Raw genomic sequence first — 13,499 nt, forward strand, 5'->3', positions numbered from 1 at the left:
CTTGCCCGATGAGCTGCTGATGCTGGCGGCGTAGGCGTTCATACGCGGCTGCCCAATACTTTGTGGAAGGCTGCCTCGATGGCCTTGATCTGGCTTTCGATGCTCGCTTCCACCAGACCGATCTCGCTCTCCAGAATGCAGGACTCCATGGCGAGACGGCCATCGGGCACGATGTCCAGATAACCCACGCCCGGGTAGGCCGCGAGCAGATCGTTGACGCGAGAGCGCACCACCTCGACCTGCTGCGGATGCAGGCGCAGCGTCATCTGCTTTTGGTTGCGCACCACGGAAAGCGCGTTCTTCACCACGATGAGCACGCGCTCGGTATCGTCGAAGTCATCGATGATCTTGCGCACAGCGGACATCACCAGATTCACCATGTCGCCTTCCACGCGAGCGAAGTAGTCGATGGTGCGGCTCACCGTATCGATCATCTTTTCGGCCTGCTCCATCTGCGCTTCGGCCAGACCTTCGGCATAGCCGCGTTGGCGCTCGGCTTCGAGTTCGGACTCCGCGCGGGCGACGATGGCGTCCGCCTGTGCGCGCGCCGAGGCCAGCAATGCCTCGGCTTCGCCCCAGACGGCAACATCCGCAGCACGCAGAATGCGCTGGCCTGGCGCCACTTGCGCCTGCAAGCTGCGGGACGGGGTCAGCGGATCGCGGGGAAGTAGGAAAGCCATGTCGAATCCAATTGCTTCATCAGTGCGAGGCACAGCTCGCGTGCGCCGCGTGCGGACATGCCGCTCGCTTCGCGCAGTTGTCCATCGTCCGCAGCGGGGTGCAGTTTCAAGTGCGCACGCAACCGCACAGGGGATGGCGCATCACCAAAGGCGTGAGCCAACAGACCGGAGCCCAGGCACTGCGCGCTGTCATGGAAATCGGCGTTCAGCCACGGACGCAATTGCTCGTCGCTCATGCCCTCATGCAAATCACCTGCGCGCTGCTGCGCCCATTCAAAGACTTCGGGCTGCAGTGATTCCCGCGCCTGATTCACCTGAGCGCGTGTGATCATGCGACGCAGATGACCTCCAAGCAGCGCAGCGCCAGCGAGCCGGGCGATCTGCGAGAGTTGCGGCGTCTGCGCCAACGCCAGCGGCATGCCGGGATATTGCACATTCAGCACCGGGGCCGCATCTGCACCCAGCGAATGCAGCAGTTGCTCCGAGCGCTGGCGGTGCAGCACCTGCGCCATCGCGGGATGGGCCACCAACGCGGCGTGCGCTGCATCTTCGGGCCACAGCCTGCGCGCCCGCTCACCATGCAATGTGCGGCTTGGCAGCAGATTGAACACCTGCAGCGAAGCAGCGAGCGGCGAGTCGAGATCGGGCAGGGCGGCGCTCATGTTCGTCATGCAGCCTCACCTGCAATGGCTGTCGGAACCGTTCTCACCGGTTTCTTGCCGAGCACGAACTTCCAGACCAGCGCAGCCAGCGCCAGCAAGGTCAGCACCAGCAAACCCGCGAGTCCCCAAAGCACTGAAGCGAAGCTGCCCGCATTGCCAGCTGCCACATCCATGCCCCAGACCTGCGGTGGTGCGGCCGCGCTGTCCTTGCTCGCGGCATCTCTTGCCTGAGAGGCGACGAAAATCACCGAGACCCGATCCGTCGTCAGTCCCGGAATGCTGTTGGTCACCAGCTTGCGGATCTGCGGCTGGATGATCTCGAGGTTGTAGCCGTCCTGATGCTTGATGAACACAGCCGCAGTGGAAGGCGTGCCCGCCTCGCCCACCGCACCGCGCTCGGGCAGCACCACATGTACGCGAGCCGTGAGCACGCCGTCGATCTTGGAGAGCGTATTGCCGAGCTCCTGTGACAGCGCATAGATATAGCGGGCGCGCTCTTCCACGGGTGAGGAGATCAGGCCGTCCTTCTTGAACACCTGCCCCATGCCCGCAAAGCGCTCGCGCGGCAGTCCGTTGGCGCGCAGGATTTCCAGCGAGCGGCCTACCTGGTCGGCATTCACGCGCACGCCCACCATGCCTTCCTTGCCCGCGGTTTTCTCTGCGGAGATGTTCTCCTTGAGCAGCGCGGACAGCACATCGTTGGCCTCGTCCTCGGGGATGTTGCCCATCAGATCGACGCGTGCGCCGCAGGCCGCCAGCGTCAGACACAGACAGGCCAGAGCCACACGAAACCAGTTCTTGCACTCCATGAGTGCGGCCATTCGGGGAAACATCATTGCACGCGCACCAGTTGGTCAATGTTCTGCGTGGAGCGGCTCACCAGCTTGCCCACGAGGTCATATTCAAACGCCACCTGCGTGAGCTGCATCTGCAGCTTGAGCATGTCCTGCACGTTGCCGGTATCGGCGTTGGTGGTGTCCAGCATCTTGTTCACGCCTTCCCAGGAATTGCGGAAGGTCTGCGAGACGTTCTCCATGCCCTGCAGAATGCGGTCGCCCACGCTGGGGTTGGCGGGCAGTGCGTTGGTCGTTGGCTGCAGCGCAGCGGTTGCGGCGGTGGCCTCCAGTGCGTTGGGTGCCTGAACGGGCGCGACGGGCTGCGCCATCAGCTCGGCAAAACGGGCCGCTGCCAGCGCATCGGGGGCAGCGGTGGCGGCGCTTGCACCCACGGCCGAGGTGGAGGTGGCGGTGCTCAGAGCCGCCATTGCCGCAGTGTTGATGATGTCCATGGAGCGCTCCTCGGATGTAGGTGTTATCTCTGGCCCAGCGCGAATGCCGAGGGGCCAGGGGTTGGATTTGCCGCCTGCGGTGTTGTCGCACTCTGTCCGAGCAGACGTTGTGCCAGCAATGCGCCTTCAGTGGCATGGGTGTTTTCAGCAGTTTGCGCAACGCTGGTCAGCACGCGCTGAGCCTCACTGGCGCGCGCGTCGAGTTGCAGAGCCAATCCCAGAAAGGCCTGCACCAGATCGTTGTCTTCCTTGTCGGGCAGGCGCACGTTGCGCAGATGCGCCACTGCATCGCCTGCGCGGCCCGCGTTCAGCCACGTCATGGCCAGACCCACGTGGGCGAACGCACGCTCCGCCCGAACGCGCAAAAGCGCGCCGAAGATCACTTCGGCGCGCTTGGCGTCGCCACGCGCTGCGGCGAGAAAGCCGATCTGAGTGAGCAGGTTCACATCATCGGGATCGAGCACGGTGCAACCTCACTGGAGTGTGGCTCATGTGGGCTCCACCGCGCCTTCCTTCAGGCGCTGCAGCCAGACCTCGGCGCGCAAGCGGTACTTCAGTTCCGAAGGCTGATTGGCAAGGCGCACCACGTCCTGCAGGATGCTGATGGCCGATGCCTCCTCGCCACGTCGGGCGAGGTTTTCCGCCACGGCCAGTGCGAGCCGGTTGGAGGTGGGCGAGATGTAGAGCGCCAGCGAGTAGTGGCGCAGCGCTTCGTCCGAATCGCCCTCCTGCTCGCAGCACTGGGCAAGGGCTTCCAGAAAGCGCGCATCGGTGGGCGCATAGACCAGCAGCAGGCTGAGGTAGTCCCGCGCGGTCTTCACGTGACCGAAGCCGAGCTGCTGCAGCGCGAGCTTGTAGACCAGATCCAGCGTCGGGGCCGACAGGCGCTTGTTGGCGGGCAGCTCGCCCAGCGCCTGCACGTACTGATCCACTTCCGAGAGCAATGCCTCGGCCAGATCGGGCGTGGTGCTTGTATTCATGTCTGCGGTCTTCACGTCAGATGTTGTTGTTGATGCGGCGGTTGGTTTCCAGATTTGACTGCTGGATGGCCTGCAGCTTGTCCATCACGTCCCGGATGATTTCCTGGTTGCGCTGCATCTGGTCGTTGGCGTCCTGATAAGCGGACTCATGCAGCTTGCCCGAGGCGTCCAGCTCGCGGGAGCGGGCATCGGCCAACGATGCTTCGCGTTCCTCACCTGCGGAGATGAGCTTGCCGATGCCGCCACCCATGTTGCCGAGCGACTCTCCCGCGGCATTGGAAGTGGAGCCGAAGTTCCCCCAGTTCTTGGATGCCCTCGTATCCACCAGCTTGCTGAACTCTTTGCCCGCGCTGTCCACCTTGGTGATGCTGTCCATCTTCCCCAGGGACTTGACGGAGCCGAAGGCGCTCATGCCTGCGCCGATGCCTTGCACCGCGCCCGTGGCAATCTGCGTCCATGCCTGGATCTGAGCCGCCTTGTAGCGGTGATCGGCGGCGCTCTTCATCTCCTTGGCGGCATCGAGCATGGTGCTGATCTGCGCGTTGGACTCATCGCTGCGGATCTTGCGGTAGGTATTGCGCATGCTTTGCGAGGAACTCTGCAGCAACTTCAGAATGTCGAGCATGTCCACGCTCATGTTCTGGGCGCTGAGTGCGTTGAACTCGCGGATGGCTTCCTTGCATTGCGCGATGTTTTCCTTGGTGAAGCCGCTGTTTTCCACGGCATCGTTCGCGCCGCTGCCGATCTCGTCGCCAATGGACTGCAGAGCAGCTTCGATCAGTTCGCGGTCATTCACGGAGGCCGTGGCATAGAGCTCGGTGACATAGGCTTCGCTCTCGGCAGCCGTATGCTGTTTGAAGTGGGCCGAGATGTCGGCGCTGAACGGATTGACGGTGGCGTTCATGGGAACCTCTGTGCAATGGGGGCGGGGCATCAGGCCATCGTGCGGCCGATGTTGGATGTGATCTGGGTGCGGCTTGCAGCGCTCTCGGACAGAATCTGCGAGATCGAGGCGAAGCCTTCTTCCAGCTCCTGCAGCACCTTCTTGAGTTGCTCGGTGTCCTCCTCCAGCAGTCGCTGCAGCTTCAGCAGGAAGGCATCCATTTCCTTCTTGTCCGCCTTGGCCTGCTCACCGGCCTTCACGTCCTTGGCGATCTCCAGATCCATCACGCCGGAGCCGATGTTCTGCGCTGCGCTGCCCACCGCGCTGATGGCGTTGATGATTCCGGACACCGCCTTGGCCGCTCCGCCGCCGCCGGTCATGACGGTCACGGCAATGGCCGTGCCGACGGCCGCCGCTGCCGTTGCCACCATGTTCACCCAGCCGAGGACCTCCTGGTTGTCTGTGACGAGCGCCGCTGAGCCGCCGACCACCTTGCTGAACACGGTCGGGTCCACCACCAGGGTTGCGCCGCCGGTCGCCAGCATCACCAGGCCGCAGCCCACGATCTGTGCAATGGCCTCGCGCTTTTCCTCCGGGATGGGAAGAATCTGCATCACCTTGTTGGCAACAAAGGTGAAGAGGTCCGAGAGGTCGCCTTGAACCCCGAGCTTCTCCAGCACCATCTTGCCTGCCGAATAGGCAAGCGTTGCCACGCCGATCGCCGCCACCGCCAGCAGCGGGGAGGCCAGGCCACCCGTGGCCACCGTGGCGACCACCGCCACCACGCAGGCGATGGCCGCGCCGATGATGGACAACCAACCAAAGATCGACTTCTTCTTGGCCTTGGCGGCCGCGTCATCGCTGGCCTTGATCCAGTCCTTGATCTTGTCCATGGACTTCTGATTGGCCTGATCGATCTGCGTCTTGCTGAGCTTGATGCCTTCCTTGGCGGTCAGCATCTGCTGCTGTTGCACCTTGTTCTGGATGGCCTGAAGTGCAATCGCCATTTCTTCGGCGGAAAAGCCGGTCATGACGTCTGCGATGGCCGGGGCGCCCATGGCGTTGAAGATACCGGCCTGTTCGTCTGCGGGCGTGTGGCCCGTGGTGCCGATGGGTTGGCCTTTGCGTCCAATGTCCCGCGTCAACTCGGGATCGATCTGCTCATCCTGATCGTTGACGATGGGGTTGCCTTCACCCGCCTCTTCCATGGTCTGCAGGCCGCCCATTCCCATGTTGCCCATGCTGCCGACTGTTCTGGTTCCCGTCATGACGTTGCTCCCTGGTGGTGTTGTAGTGGTGGTGGCAGTTCAAAGGGTTGACTTGGCGGACTCTTCGTCGAGCTTCGCCAAATCGATGAGTGGGCGCTCGCCTGCGCCGAGCTTCTTCTCGCTCATGTGCTCCAGCAAGGCTGTGGCACGAGCCCGCAGGGCTTCGCGCTCCGGCGTCTGCGTTTGGCGCAGCACCAGCTCCAGCGCCTGGCGAGCCTCGGGGTAGTGGCTCAGCGCCATCAGGCACTCGGCCGTGTGGAAGGTGGGCATGGGGTCCATCAAATCCATGACCGAAGCCACGCTGTAGTACTCGATGGCCTGCTTGTACATCTTGAGCATCTGCATGCTGGACGCCAGCGCGTTGGCAAAGCGCTTCTCATAGGGGCTGCTGGCCGTGAGAAATGCGAACAGGCGCATGGCGTCATCAAAGCGGCCCTGGCTGTACAGGCTGTGCGCGAGGGCGTAGACCGCCTCGTAGTCATGCTCGGAAAAGTGAAACATGTCGCCCAGCGTGACGCCTGCGGCAAACAGATCGAGCACCTGCGTCTCCAGGTTCGGCGGATTGGCTCCGGCGGCCGATGCGGTTGGGTTGGCTTGCATGATCTACTCCCTGCGAATCAGGTATTGCGGATGATTCCGCCTTTGGTCTCGGCGAATTTCTTCATGGCGTTGGACACCATGTCGAAGGCCTGATTCATATTGGTCATGAGTTGCTGCAACTCGATCATGTCCAATTGCTGCAGATTGGTGGCGGTATCCACCTTGACCTTCAATGATTCATTTTCTGTCTTGAGGTCGGAGATGGCTTTGTCAATGACTGCCTGAGAATCTTTGGAGTTTTCGGTAATAGCTATACGCGTTTCAATATGAAGATTTAAAATGGGTCCTAATTCGGGAAGAATTTTAATTTTAAATGTTCCGTCGGGTTGAGGTGTTACCCAACTTGATTTGGTGACTTTTTTTTCTCCATCTGATATTGTGACCGACATGTTTCCGCCGTGTATTTGGTATTCTGTGGTTTTGCCGTTGCTCGTGCTTCTACCGCTATGATTTAAGGAACTCAATTGCTCCGAGGTTAGGGTAGCAAAACCTTCTGCGTCTGAGCTTTGTAGGGCGTTGAGCAACTCCCTGTCTTTGGTGGCATCGAATTTGGACGGATCTACTCGCCCAGTCTTTTCAATCCGCGCTATTTCATTCAGGTTGTCGTTGATCTTGGTGCTGTCGGCGCCATGGTCATCGATATTCTTGGCTACCTTCTCCATTTTTCCGCGCAACTTGTCTTCAAGGTCCGTGGCGCGTTTCAATTGGACGAAGTAAAGCATCGTCTCCGTGTCCATTGACTGGAATTCGGCCAGGGTGAGGCTGTCTGCCCTGACGGCTGCATTGAGGTCCATGTTGCTCTCCTGGTGGTTTGACGTGCGGGTCAGCTGATGTGCGCAATCATCCGGTCTTTTTGTTCCTGGATTTTTCGCAATGTATTGGTCATGGAGTCAAAGCACTCATTTCGTTTGGACATGAGGTTTTGAAGGCGGGTCATGTGCATTTGCTGGTCATTGGAAAGACCATCCAGTGAGGATTTGATGTTCTGGATCATTACTTCCAATTCTCCGGGGTTTTTATCCGTGAAACTGATATTCAGTTCCCTGCATAGGACGTTGATTTTTGCTTTGAATTCTTTAGCGGTGGGGTCATTGGGGGGGATGACCTTGCCATCGGTCTTGTTCTTGTCATCCATACCTCCATCTTTTCCCTTGTCATGCTTGCGCACGCAGTTGTTCAAACCGCGCAGCTCACTCAACAAGGCATTGGTCGAGGCGGTTTTGGTATTGTTCATCTTCATCTCGCGCATTTGTGCCGATACGGCCGTATCGAGGTGCTTGGTACGCCTTGTCTGCGTTTCCAGCACGGTCATGATGAAGTCAATATCCGCTGTCTTGGTGTCGATGTTTCCCGCACTGGACAGGCCGGGAGTTTGATTGATTATTAGATCGTTGGCGTTTCCCATAATGGCTCTCGTCGGTTGTGAATATCGAGGTGGGTGATATTCAGTTCATCGGATGGGCGGTTGGTTTGGCTCGAATCAATCAAATCATGTTGCGTGGCCGGCGGACTCCGCCGCTGACCGGCTTGCTGGCCGCATTGGTCTGCGGGTTGTGAAACTGCAGGCGAACGCGCTCGGCCTCCACTTCGCGCTCAATGGCCTGCATGTCGGCCTCAAAGAGCGCCCGGCCTTCCTTTTCGGCCTGTTCCGAGGCGGCGGTGGAGAGGAACTTGGCTGGGTCAAGGCCATCGCTGCGCAGCTTGGCGTCCGCCTGGTCTATCAGCTGCTGGGCTTCGGCCAGCAGGCGCTCCGATGCAGCGATGATTTCTTGCGGATCCAGACGTGCGGTCATGGCTGTGCTCCTGTGGAAGGGGTTGGTGGTGAGCTGTGTTGCTCGATTGATGGGTAAGTAACCGCCATCTGCGACGAGTTCCATGCGCCCGGAAAATTTCTGTGAATGAGCGGTCCGGGTGCCTTGTGCTCGGATGCCATGGACTGGACTGGACTGGACTGGACTGGACATGGAACTGGATCTCCTCGCGCGTTACCAAGTGGGCTGAACAGAGCTTCATTGAGCCGCACCATGTCCAAAATCGAAGGTTTCTCCAATTACGCAGCCCAGGGCGACAATGCCCGTGGCCTTGACCGTGGTGGGGGCGCGCGCGGCCGTGGCGAGTTCGAGGGGCAGTTGATCGAGGTGGAAGACGAGGCCATGCTGATCACGGAGTCGGCCGAGGAGCTGAGTCTGTTCAACTCGTCCAAGGCCGAGTCGAAGAACGCAGCCGAGCGCAAGAAGGACACCATGCGCTCGCTCGAGCGCATGAACAAGAACGAGGTGGCCGAGTGCATGGAAGCCTCGGGCACCTTCGAGAACGCCGAGGAAGAGGCGATGTTCGCCCACCTGTTGCTGGCTGGGCGGCAAGACCCCGGGCGGCTGGCGCGCCAGAAGTTCGGGCGCGCGTCGGACCAGTTTCTGGCGCTGCAATATGCGCTGAACAAGGGCGAGGAAGAGGGCGCGGATGGCGAGGTGCTGGACGCCATTCGCGAGGCGCTCGATGACCTCGATATGGAGGCCGGTCCGCAGATTCGCGCCGACCTCAACACCCTGGGCGCGGCCAGCGAAGGCATGGGCTCCAAGGAGGAGCTGCAGGAGTTTCAGCAGACCTACACCGACATCGTGCTGGGCGAGCCCACGTTGGTGGGCACGCTGTCGCTTGCGCTCTCGCGCTTGGGCCCCAAGGATTTCGCGGTGGGCATGGACCGGCTCATCAAGGCATTGGGGCAGGACGTGGCGGCAGCGCGCAGCTCCTGCGATCCCACGCGGCTGCAGAACCTGATCCAGGATCTCTACCACCTGCGCGTGGTGGCCACGGTGCTTGATTCGGCCAAGGAGTTGTTCACGCAACTGGCGGGTCGGCATGGCTCCTTGGGCGGCGATGCCGTGGCGCTGACGAAGGAGCTGGTGACGCTGAGTTCGGAGAAATGGGTGGCCGGCTCGCGCTTTGCGACGCTGGTTGAAAAGCAGGGCGCACGCACGACCGAGGCGCAGATCCACATGTTGACCGGCCTGAAGTCGTTGATGCGCAGCATGCCCGAGCGCGTCTTTGTCGACGCCGATCAGCGCCAGGGCGTGTTCAATGCCCTGCAGGACGCGCTGGACAAGGCAATTGAACGTGAAGAGGAAGGTGAGTGATGGCTAACTTTCAACAGGCGCTGGCAGATTTTTGCCACGAGGTAGGGCTGGACGCGGCGGAGCTGGGTTCGGGCGACGAGGTGCAGTTCCGCATGGGCGATGAGAGTCTGCTCGGCGTGGTGCAGTCCGAGCACGATGTGCTGGTGCTGTGGTCGCAGCCGCTGCGCTATGACATGGAACGCACGCTGCTGGAGCAGATGCGTGCGGCGGCCTCGATCCGCAGTGCGAGGCATCCGTTGCAAGTGGGTTTGCGTGCGACGCCTGCGGGCCATTGGCTGGTGCTGGGCACGCGCCTGCCGCAGGATGAGGTGACCGCTCGGGCGATCAGTGATTGCTATGACTTTTTGCGCCAATGGCACCAGTCGACGGTGGCTCACGCGTGAAGTGATGCGGGTGTGCAAGGATTTCACGGCGGGATGGAACTAGTGCGGTGCGTTGGTTACTCATTCGCTATGCAGCCGGATTTCTGATCTCCTTTCCCGGTCATTCCTTCTGGCCCATTCATTCGTCAACCCGCCCACCGAGGACGTCACGCGCCATGAACAAGATCACCCCAGGCAGTCAGGGCCTGAACTTTGACAAGGGTATCGAGAGCATCACCTATACGCGTGATCAGGCTGACATGAGCCTGCCAGAGCGCTCGCTCTCCGCGCCGCCCGACAGCGAGATTCGTGCCCAGCTCTCGTTGCTGCTGGAACGCCAGACGCTCGACGATGCGATCTCGTCGTCGCTGCGCCCGAGCATGGTGGATCGTGATCTGCTGGTTCCGGTGAAGTTCGGGCAGGCGCTAACCGGCGCCCTGGATCGCATCAAGAATGCCGCGGCGCAGCGGGCTGATGGTGGGGAGGGCTCCGAGGAGCAGCTGCGCGTGCTCAATCGCGCCACGCGCCTGCTTGCCGATGAAGTGAGCCTGCGTGAACTGGTGACGATGTATCGCAGTGCTCTGTATCAGGGATGAGTGCGATGAGCGATTTGAGCGATGTGAGCGATGCCACAGACCCTGTGAGCCGGGCCGAGTCGCCGGAGCCCGCCACGAGGGCTCGCGACCGTGAAGCCGTGGAGCTGGAGCTCATGGACCTGCTGGCCTACATCTATCTGCAGAACGGCCTGCCGGACAAGGCCGCCGTGCTGGCGGCTGCGCGCGATGTGCTGCAGCCCGAACAACCCCGGGTGCTGATGACGCTGGCCGTGGCGCAGCTGCGGGCCGCCAAGCCGCAGCGCACGCTGGACACGCTGGACCGCCTTGCCATTCTGGGCGCCATGGACGCGACCTTCCATCTGGTGCGCGGACAGGCGCTGCAAGCGCTTGGTCGCCATGAAGAGGCGGCCAGCGCGATGCGCGCGTTTGTCGCCATGCGACCGGCCGATTCCGCAGACACAACACAAGACTCCGAATCTCGGGCCGCCACTCGCTGACCATGACCCAAGCCACTGCCACCTTCGGAGCCCGTGCACAGCGTGCCGTGCAGCTCATCACCAGCCGCAACGACCTGATCCTGGCGTTCTTCCTCGTGGCGGTGATCTTCATGATGATCCTGCCACTGCCGACCTGGCTGGTGGATGCGCTCATCGGCATCAACATGACGATCTCGGCCATCTTGCTGATGGTGGCCATGTACCTGCCGTCGCCGCTGGCGTTTTCGTCGTTTCCGTCGGTGCTGCTGGTGACCACGCTGTTTCGGCTAGGCATCTCGATCGCGACCACGCGCCTGATTCTGCTGCAGGGAGATGCGGGACACATCATCTACACCTTCGGCAACTTCGTGGTCGGCGGCAATCTGGTGGTGGGTCTGGTGGTGTTCCTGATCCTGACCATCGTGCAGTTCGTGGTGATCACCAAGGGCGCGGAGCGCGTGGCCGAAGTGGCGGCGCGTTTCTCGCTCGACGCGATGCCGGGCAAGCAGATGTCTATCGACGGCGACATGCGCGCGGGCACCATCGACATGGAGGAGGCCAAGCGCCGCCGCGGCATTGTCGAGAAGGAAAGCCAGCTCTATGGCGCGATGGACGGCGCGATGAAGTTCGTGAAGGGCGACGCGATTGCCGGCCTGATCATCGTGGCAGTGAACCTGCTGGGCGGCATCGTGATCGGCACCATGCAGCGCGGCATGACGGCGGCCGATGCGGCCAAGCAATATTCCGTGCTGACCATCGGCGACGGCCTGATCGCGCAGATTCCGGCACTGTTCATCGCGATCTGCGCGGGCATGATCGTCACGCGCGTGCAGACCGGCGACGGTGGCCCCTCCAACGTGGGCAAGGACATCGGTCAGCAGGTGCTGGCGCAGCCGCGCGCATTGCTGATCGCTGCTGCGGTGGCGCTGGGCATGGGGATGATTCCCGGCATGCCGATTGCCGTCTTCCTGACACTCGCGGTAGTGATCGGTGGCATCGGCTTTGTGATCATGCGCAGCACGCGCAAGGTGGTGGATGAGAAGACGGGCGAGTTGACCGAGGTGCCCGCCATGGCTGCCGCTGGCGAGAAGCCGAGGAAGAAAGCGGTCGACGGCTCCGAAGAGTTCGCTCCGACGGTGCCGCTGCTGATGGATGTGTCCTCGCATTTGCAGAAGGCGTTCGATGCGGAGATCCTCAACGAGTCGCTGCTCAAGATTCGGCGTGCTCTGTACTTCGATCTGGGCGTGCCCTTTCCCGGCATCCAGCTGCGCTTCAATGATTCGCTGCCGGACGAGGCCTATCAGCTCATGCTCTCCGAAGTGCCAGTATCGCAAGGGCGTTTGCGCCCCGGCTATCTGCTGGTGCGCGAGAACCTTTCGAATCTCGATGCGCTGCAGATTCCGTATGAGACGGATCGCGACTTTCTGCCGCATATCTCAACCGTCTGGACGCCCGAGAGTTCGAGGGAGTCGATGCAGAAGGCGGGCATTCCTTTCATGGACACCAACGAGGTGCTGACGTACCACCTTGCGTTCGTGCTCAAGAAGTATTCGGGGGATTTCCTCGGCATTCAGGAAACGCGCTTCCTGCTCACGGCGATGGAGAACCGCTTCCCGGATCTGGTCAAGGAAGTGACGCGCGTGCTGCCGATCCAGAAGATCGCGGAAATCCTGCAGCGTGTGGTGTCCGAAGACATTTCGGTGCGCAACCTGCGCGCGATTCTGGAGGCATTGATCGAGTGGGGGCAGAAGGAAAAGGACTCCGTGCTGCTCACCGAATATGTGCGCTCCTCACTCAAGCGCCACATCAGCCACAAGTATTCCAGCGGCCAGAACGTGCTCGCGGCGTACCTGCTTGCGCCCAACGTGGAGGACACGGTGCGCGCAGCCGTGCGCCAGACGTCTGCGGGCAGCTATCTCGCGCTGGACCCGGCGGTCGGCAAGCAACTGGTGGACAACATCAAGCGCGCAGTGGGAGATCTGGGTGCCAGTGCGCAGCGGCCGGTGCTGCTGACATCGATGGACATCCGACGCTATCTGCGCAAGATGATCGAGCAGGACCTGTATGAGCTGCCGGTGCTGAGCTATCAGGAGCTCACGCAGGAAATCAATATTCAGCCGCTGGCGAGGATCGACTTGTGATGCGCTGCCCGGCCCTCATCACCCGACTGCCGGCTCGCCGGCACAGGCATGCGCTTGCCTGTGCAGGTCGGCGGCGATCAAACCTTGGTGATGCCTTCCTCCAGCGTGGGCGCAACCGCAAACAGCGTCAGGAAACCGCTCATCTCGAACACCTCGCGCACCATGTCCTGCAGGCCGACGAGCACCATCTTGCCCTTGCTTGCACGCAGCTTCTTGCCTGCCAACAACACCACGCGCAGACCTGCGGAGCTGATGTAGTCGAGGCTGGTGAAGTCCAGCACCAGGCGTTGTGTGCCGGTGTCCAGTTGCTCGGTGATGAGTCGCTCCATCTCAGGGGCACTGCTGCTGTCCAGACGGCCACGGGGACGTACGATCAACAGGTCTTCGCGGCGTTCTTGTTCGAGATTCATGAAAGCGATCCTTCGGGAATGAGCAGTACTGAGAGTTTGGAAGATGGGTTCGCCGCAT

Annotated in this window: 18 protein-coding genes; 5 read left to right on the plus strand and 13 right to left on the minus strand. The window is 61.4% G+C overall.

Features of this window, described 5'->3' with window-relative positions:
• Nucleotides 1–38 precede the first annotated feature (38 nt).
• From ISG32_RS15075 to ISG32_RS15130, 12 genes are all read right to left on the minus strand, one after another.
• Complete coding sequence (locus tag ISG32_RS15075; protein ID WP_194771829.1) at nucleotides 39–680, minus strand: HrpE/YscL family type III secretion apparatus protein; 642 nt, start codon at nucleotides 678–680, stop codon at nucleotides 39–41.
• Nucleotides 650–1,351, minus strand: a complete 702-nt coding sequence (locus tag ISG32_RS15080) for a hypothetical protein (protein WP_194771830.1) — start codon at nucleotides 1,349–1,351, stop codon at nucleotides 650–652. Before ISG32_RS15080 ends, ISG32_RS15075 begins: the two co-directional genes overlap by 31 nt.
• A complete protein-coding gene (gene sctJ / locus ISG32_RS15085; protein WP_407645061.1) occupies nucleotides 1,348–2,178 on the minus strand; it encodes a type III secretion system inner membrane ring lipoprotein SctJ in 831 nt (276 codons plus the stop codon). The genes ISG32_RS15080 and sctJ overlap by 4 nt, the downstream gene beginning before the upstream one ends.
• Nucleotides 2,175–2,630, minus strand: coding sequence for a type III secretion system inner rod subunit SctI (gene sctI / locus ISG32_RS15090; protein WP_194771831.1), 456 nt, complete (start codon nucleotides 2,628–2,630; stop codon nucleotides 2,175–2,177). The genes sctJ and sctI overlap by 4 nt, the downstream gene beginning before the upstream one ends.
• 23 nt (nucleotides 2,631–2,653) lie before the next feature.
• Nucleotides 2,654–3,094 carry a hypothetical protein gene (locus ISG32_RS15095; RefSeq protein WP_194771832.1) on the minus strand — a complete coding sequence of 147 codons (441 nt, stop codon included), beginning with the start codon at nucleotides 3,092–3,094 and terminating at the stop codon, nucleotides 2,654–2,656.
• A 24-nt stretch (nucleotides 3,095–3,118) separates the two neighbouring features.
• Entirely contained in the window at nucleotides 3,119–3,610 is a 492-nt protein-coding gene (locus ISG32_RS15100; protein WP_194771833.1) for a tetratricopeptide repeat protein, read from the minus strand.
• Nucleotides 3,611–3,626: 16 nt separating this feature from the next.
• Complete coding sequence (locus tag ISG32_RS15105) at nucleotides 3,627–4,514, minus strand: hypothetical protein (RefSeq protein ID WP_194771834.1); 888 nt, start codon at nucleotides 4,512–4,514, stop codon at nucleotides 3,627–3,629.
• A gap of 29 nt (nucleotides 4,515–4,543) precedes the next feature.
• Nucleotides 4,544–5,761: a type III secretion system translocon subunit SctE gene (gene sctE / locus ISG32_RS15110; protein WP_194771835.1), complete on the minus strand. Its 1,218-nt coding sequence runs from the start codon at nucleotides 5,759–5,761 to the stop codon at nucleotides 4,544–4,546.
• Nucleotides 5,762–5,800: 39 nt separating this feature from the next.
• Nucleotides 5,801–6,361, minus strand: a complete 561-nt coding sequence (locus tag ISG32_RS15115; RefSeq protein ID WP_194771836.1) for a SycD/LcrH family type III secretion system chaperone — start codon at nucleotides 6,359–6,361, stop codon at nucleotides 5,801–5,803.
• 17 nt (nucleotides 6,362–6,378) lie between these two features.
• Nucleotides 6,379–7,155: a hypothetical protein gene (locus ISG32_RS15120; RefSeq protein ID WP_194771837.1), complete on the minus strand. Its 777-nt coding sequence runs from the start codon at nucleotides 7,153–7,155 to the stop codon at nucleotides 6,379–6,381.
• 29 nt (nucleotides 7,156–7,184) lie between these two features.
• A complete protein-coding gene (locus ISG32_RS15125) occupies nucleotides 7,185–7,766 on the minus strand; it encodes a hypothetical protein (RefSeq protein ID WP_194771838.1) in 582 nt (193 codons plus the stop codon).
• A gap of 79 nt (nucleotides 7,767–7,845) precedes the next feature.
• Nucleotides 7,846–8,154 (minus strand): hypothetical protein, encoded by a 309-nt coding sequence (locus ISG32_RS15130; RefSeq protein WP_194771839.1) that lies wholly within the window; start codon nucleotides 8,152–8,154, stop codon nucleotides 7,846–7,848.
• A gap of 231 nt (nucleotides 8,155–8,385) precedes the next feature.
• On the opposite strand from ISG32_RS15130, the gene sctW reads away from it, so the two are divergent.
• The 5 genes from sctW to sctV all read left to right on the plus strand — a co-directional run bounded on the left by sctW (nucleotide 8,386) and on the right by sctV (nucleotide 13,031).
• On the plus strand, nucleotides 8,386–9,495 hold the full coding sequence (gene sctW / locus ISG32_RS15135; RefSeq protein ID WP_194771840.1) for a type III secretion system gatekeeper subunit SctW: 1,110 nt from the start codon (nucleotides 8,386–8,388) through the stop codon (nucleotides 9,493–9,495).
• Nucleotides 9,495–9,878 (plus strand): type III secretion system chaperone family protein, encoded by a 384-nt coding sequence (locus ISG32_RS15140; protein ID WP_194771841.1) that lies wholly within the window; start codon nucleotides 9,495–9,497, stop codon nucleotides 9,876–9,878. The genes sctW and ISG32_RS15140 overlap by 1 nt, the downstream gene beginning before the upstream one ends.
• A 155-nt stretch (nucleotides 9,879–10,033) precedes the next feature.
• Nucleotides 10,034–10,453 carry a type III secretion apparatus assembly protein SctX gene (gene sctX / locus ISG32_RS15145; protein WP_194771842.1) on the plus strand — a complete coding sequence of 140 codons (420 nt, stop codon included), beginning with the start codon at nucleotides 10,034–10,036 and terminating at the stop codon, nucleotides 10,451–10,453.
• Between the two features lie 5 nt (nucleotides 10,454–10,458).
• Nucleotides 10,459–10,911, plus strand: a complete 453-nt coding sequence (gene sctY / locus ISG32_RS15150) for a type III secretion apparatus assembly chaperone SctY (protein WP_228529835.1) — start codon at nucleotides 10,459–10,461, stop codon at nucleotides 10,909–10,911.
• A gap of 2 nt (nucleotides 10,912–10,913) precedes the next feature.
• Nucleotides 10,914–13,031 (plus strand): type III secretion system export apparatus subunit SctV, encoded by a 2,118-nt coding sequence (sctV, locus tag ISG32_RS15155; RefSeq protein WP_194771843.1) that lies wholly within the window; start codon nucleotides 10,914–10,916, stop codon nucleotides 13,029–13,031.
• A 77-nt stretch (nucleotides 13,032–13,108) separates the two neighbouring features.
• On the opposite strand, the gene ISG32_RS15160 is transcribed toward sctV, so the two are convergent.
• On the minus strand, nucleotides 13,109–13,441 hold the full coding sequence (locus ISG32_RS15160; RefSeq protein ID WP_194771844.1) for an STAS domain-containing protein: 333 nt from the start codon (nucleotides 13,439–13,441) through the stop codon (nucleotides 13,109–13,111).
• Nucleotides 13,442–13,499 lie beyond the last annotated feature (58 nt).

Source organism: Diaphorobacter caeni (assembly GCF_015354245.1).
In the GTDB taxonomy this organism is placed as follows: domain Bacteria; phylum Pseudomonadota; class Gammaproteobacteria; order Burkholderiales; family Burkholderiaceae_C; genus Diaphorobacter_A; species Diaphorobacter_A caeni.

What these genes read in the sequence shown, in the direction of transcription:
- sctV (WP_194771843.1), top strand. Translation starts at nt 10,914, where the DNA reads ATGACCCAAGCCACTGCCACCTTCGGAGCCCGTGCACAGCGTGCCGTG.
- sctI (WP_194771831.1), bottom strand. Translation starts at nt 2,630, where the DNA reads ATGGACATCATCAACACTGCGGCAATGGCGGCTCTGAGCACCGCCACC.
- ISG32_RS15075 (WP_194771829.1), bottom strand. Translation starts at nt 680, where the DNA reads ATGGCTTTCCTACTTCCCCGCGATCCGCTGACCCCGTCCCGCAGCTTG.
- ISG32_RS15105 (WP_194771834.1), bottom strand. Translation starts at nt 4,514, where the DNA reads ATGAACGCCACCGTCAATCCGTTCAGCGCCGACATCTCGGCCCACTTC.
- sctW (WP_194771840.1), top strand. Translation starts at nt 8,386, where the DNA reads ATGTCCAAAATCGAAGGTTTCTCCAATTACGCAGCCCAGGGCGACAAT.
- sctE (WP_194771835.1), bottom strand. Translation starts at nt 5,761, where the DNA reads ATGACGGGAACCAGAACAGTCGGCAGCATGGGCAACATGGGAATGGGC.
- ISG32_RS15120 (WP_194771837.1), bottom strand. Translation starts at nt 7,155, where the DNA reads ATGGACCTCAATGCAGCCGTCAGGGCAGACAGCCTCACCCTGGCCGAA.
- ISG32_RS15080 (WP_194771830.1), bottom strand. Translation starts at nt 1,351, where the DNA reads ATGACGAACATGAGCGCCGCCCTGCCCGATCTCGACTCGCCGCTCGCT.
- ISG32_RS15130 (WP_194771839.1), bottom strand. Translation starts at nt 8,154, where the DNA reads ATGACCGCACGTCTGGATCCGCAAGAAATCATCGCTGCATCGGAGCGC.
- sctY (WP_228529835.1), top strand. Translation starts at nt 10,459, where the DNA reads ATGAGCGATTTGAGCGATGTGAGCGATGCCACAGACCCTGTGAGCCGG.
- ISG32_RS15115 (WP_194771836.1), bottom strand. Translation starts at nt 6,361, where the DNA reads ATGCAAGCCAACCCAACCGCATCGGCCGCCGGAGCCAATCCGCCGAAC.
- ISG32_RS15125 (WP_194771838.1), bottom strand. Translation starts at nt 7,766, where the DNA reads ATGGGAAACGCCAACGATCTAATAATCAATCAAACTCCCGGCCTGTCC.
- sctJ (WP_407645061.1), bottom strand. Translation starts at nt 2,178, where the DNA reads ATGATGTTTCCCCGAATGGCCGCACTCATGGAGTGCAAGAACTGGTTT.
- ISG32_RS15140 (WP_194771841.1), top strand. Translation starts at nt 9,495, where the DNA reads ATGGCTAACTTTCAACAGGCGCTGGCAGATTTTTGCCACGAGGTAGGG.
- sctX (WP_194771842.1), top strand. Translation starts at nt 10,034, where the DNA reads ATGAACAAGATCACCCCAGGCAGTCAGGGCCTGAACTTTGACAAGGGT.
- ISG32_RS15100 (WP_194771833.1), bottom strand. Translation starts at nt 3,610, where the DNA reads ATGAATACAAGCACCACGCCCGATCTGGCCGAGGCATTGCTCTCGGAA.
- ISG32_RS15160 (WP_194771844.1), bottom strand. Translation starts at nt 13,441, where the DNA reads ATGAATCTCGAACAAGAACGCCGCGAAGACCTGTTGATCGTACGTCCC.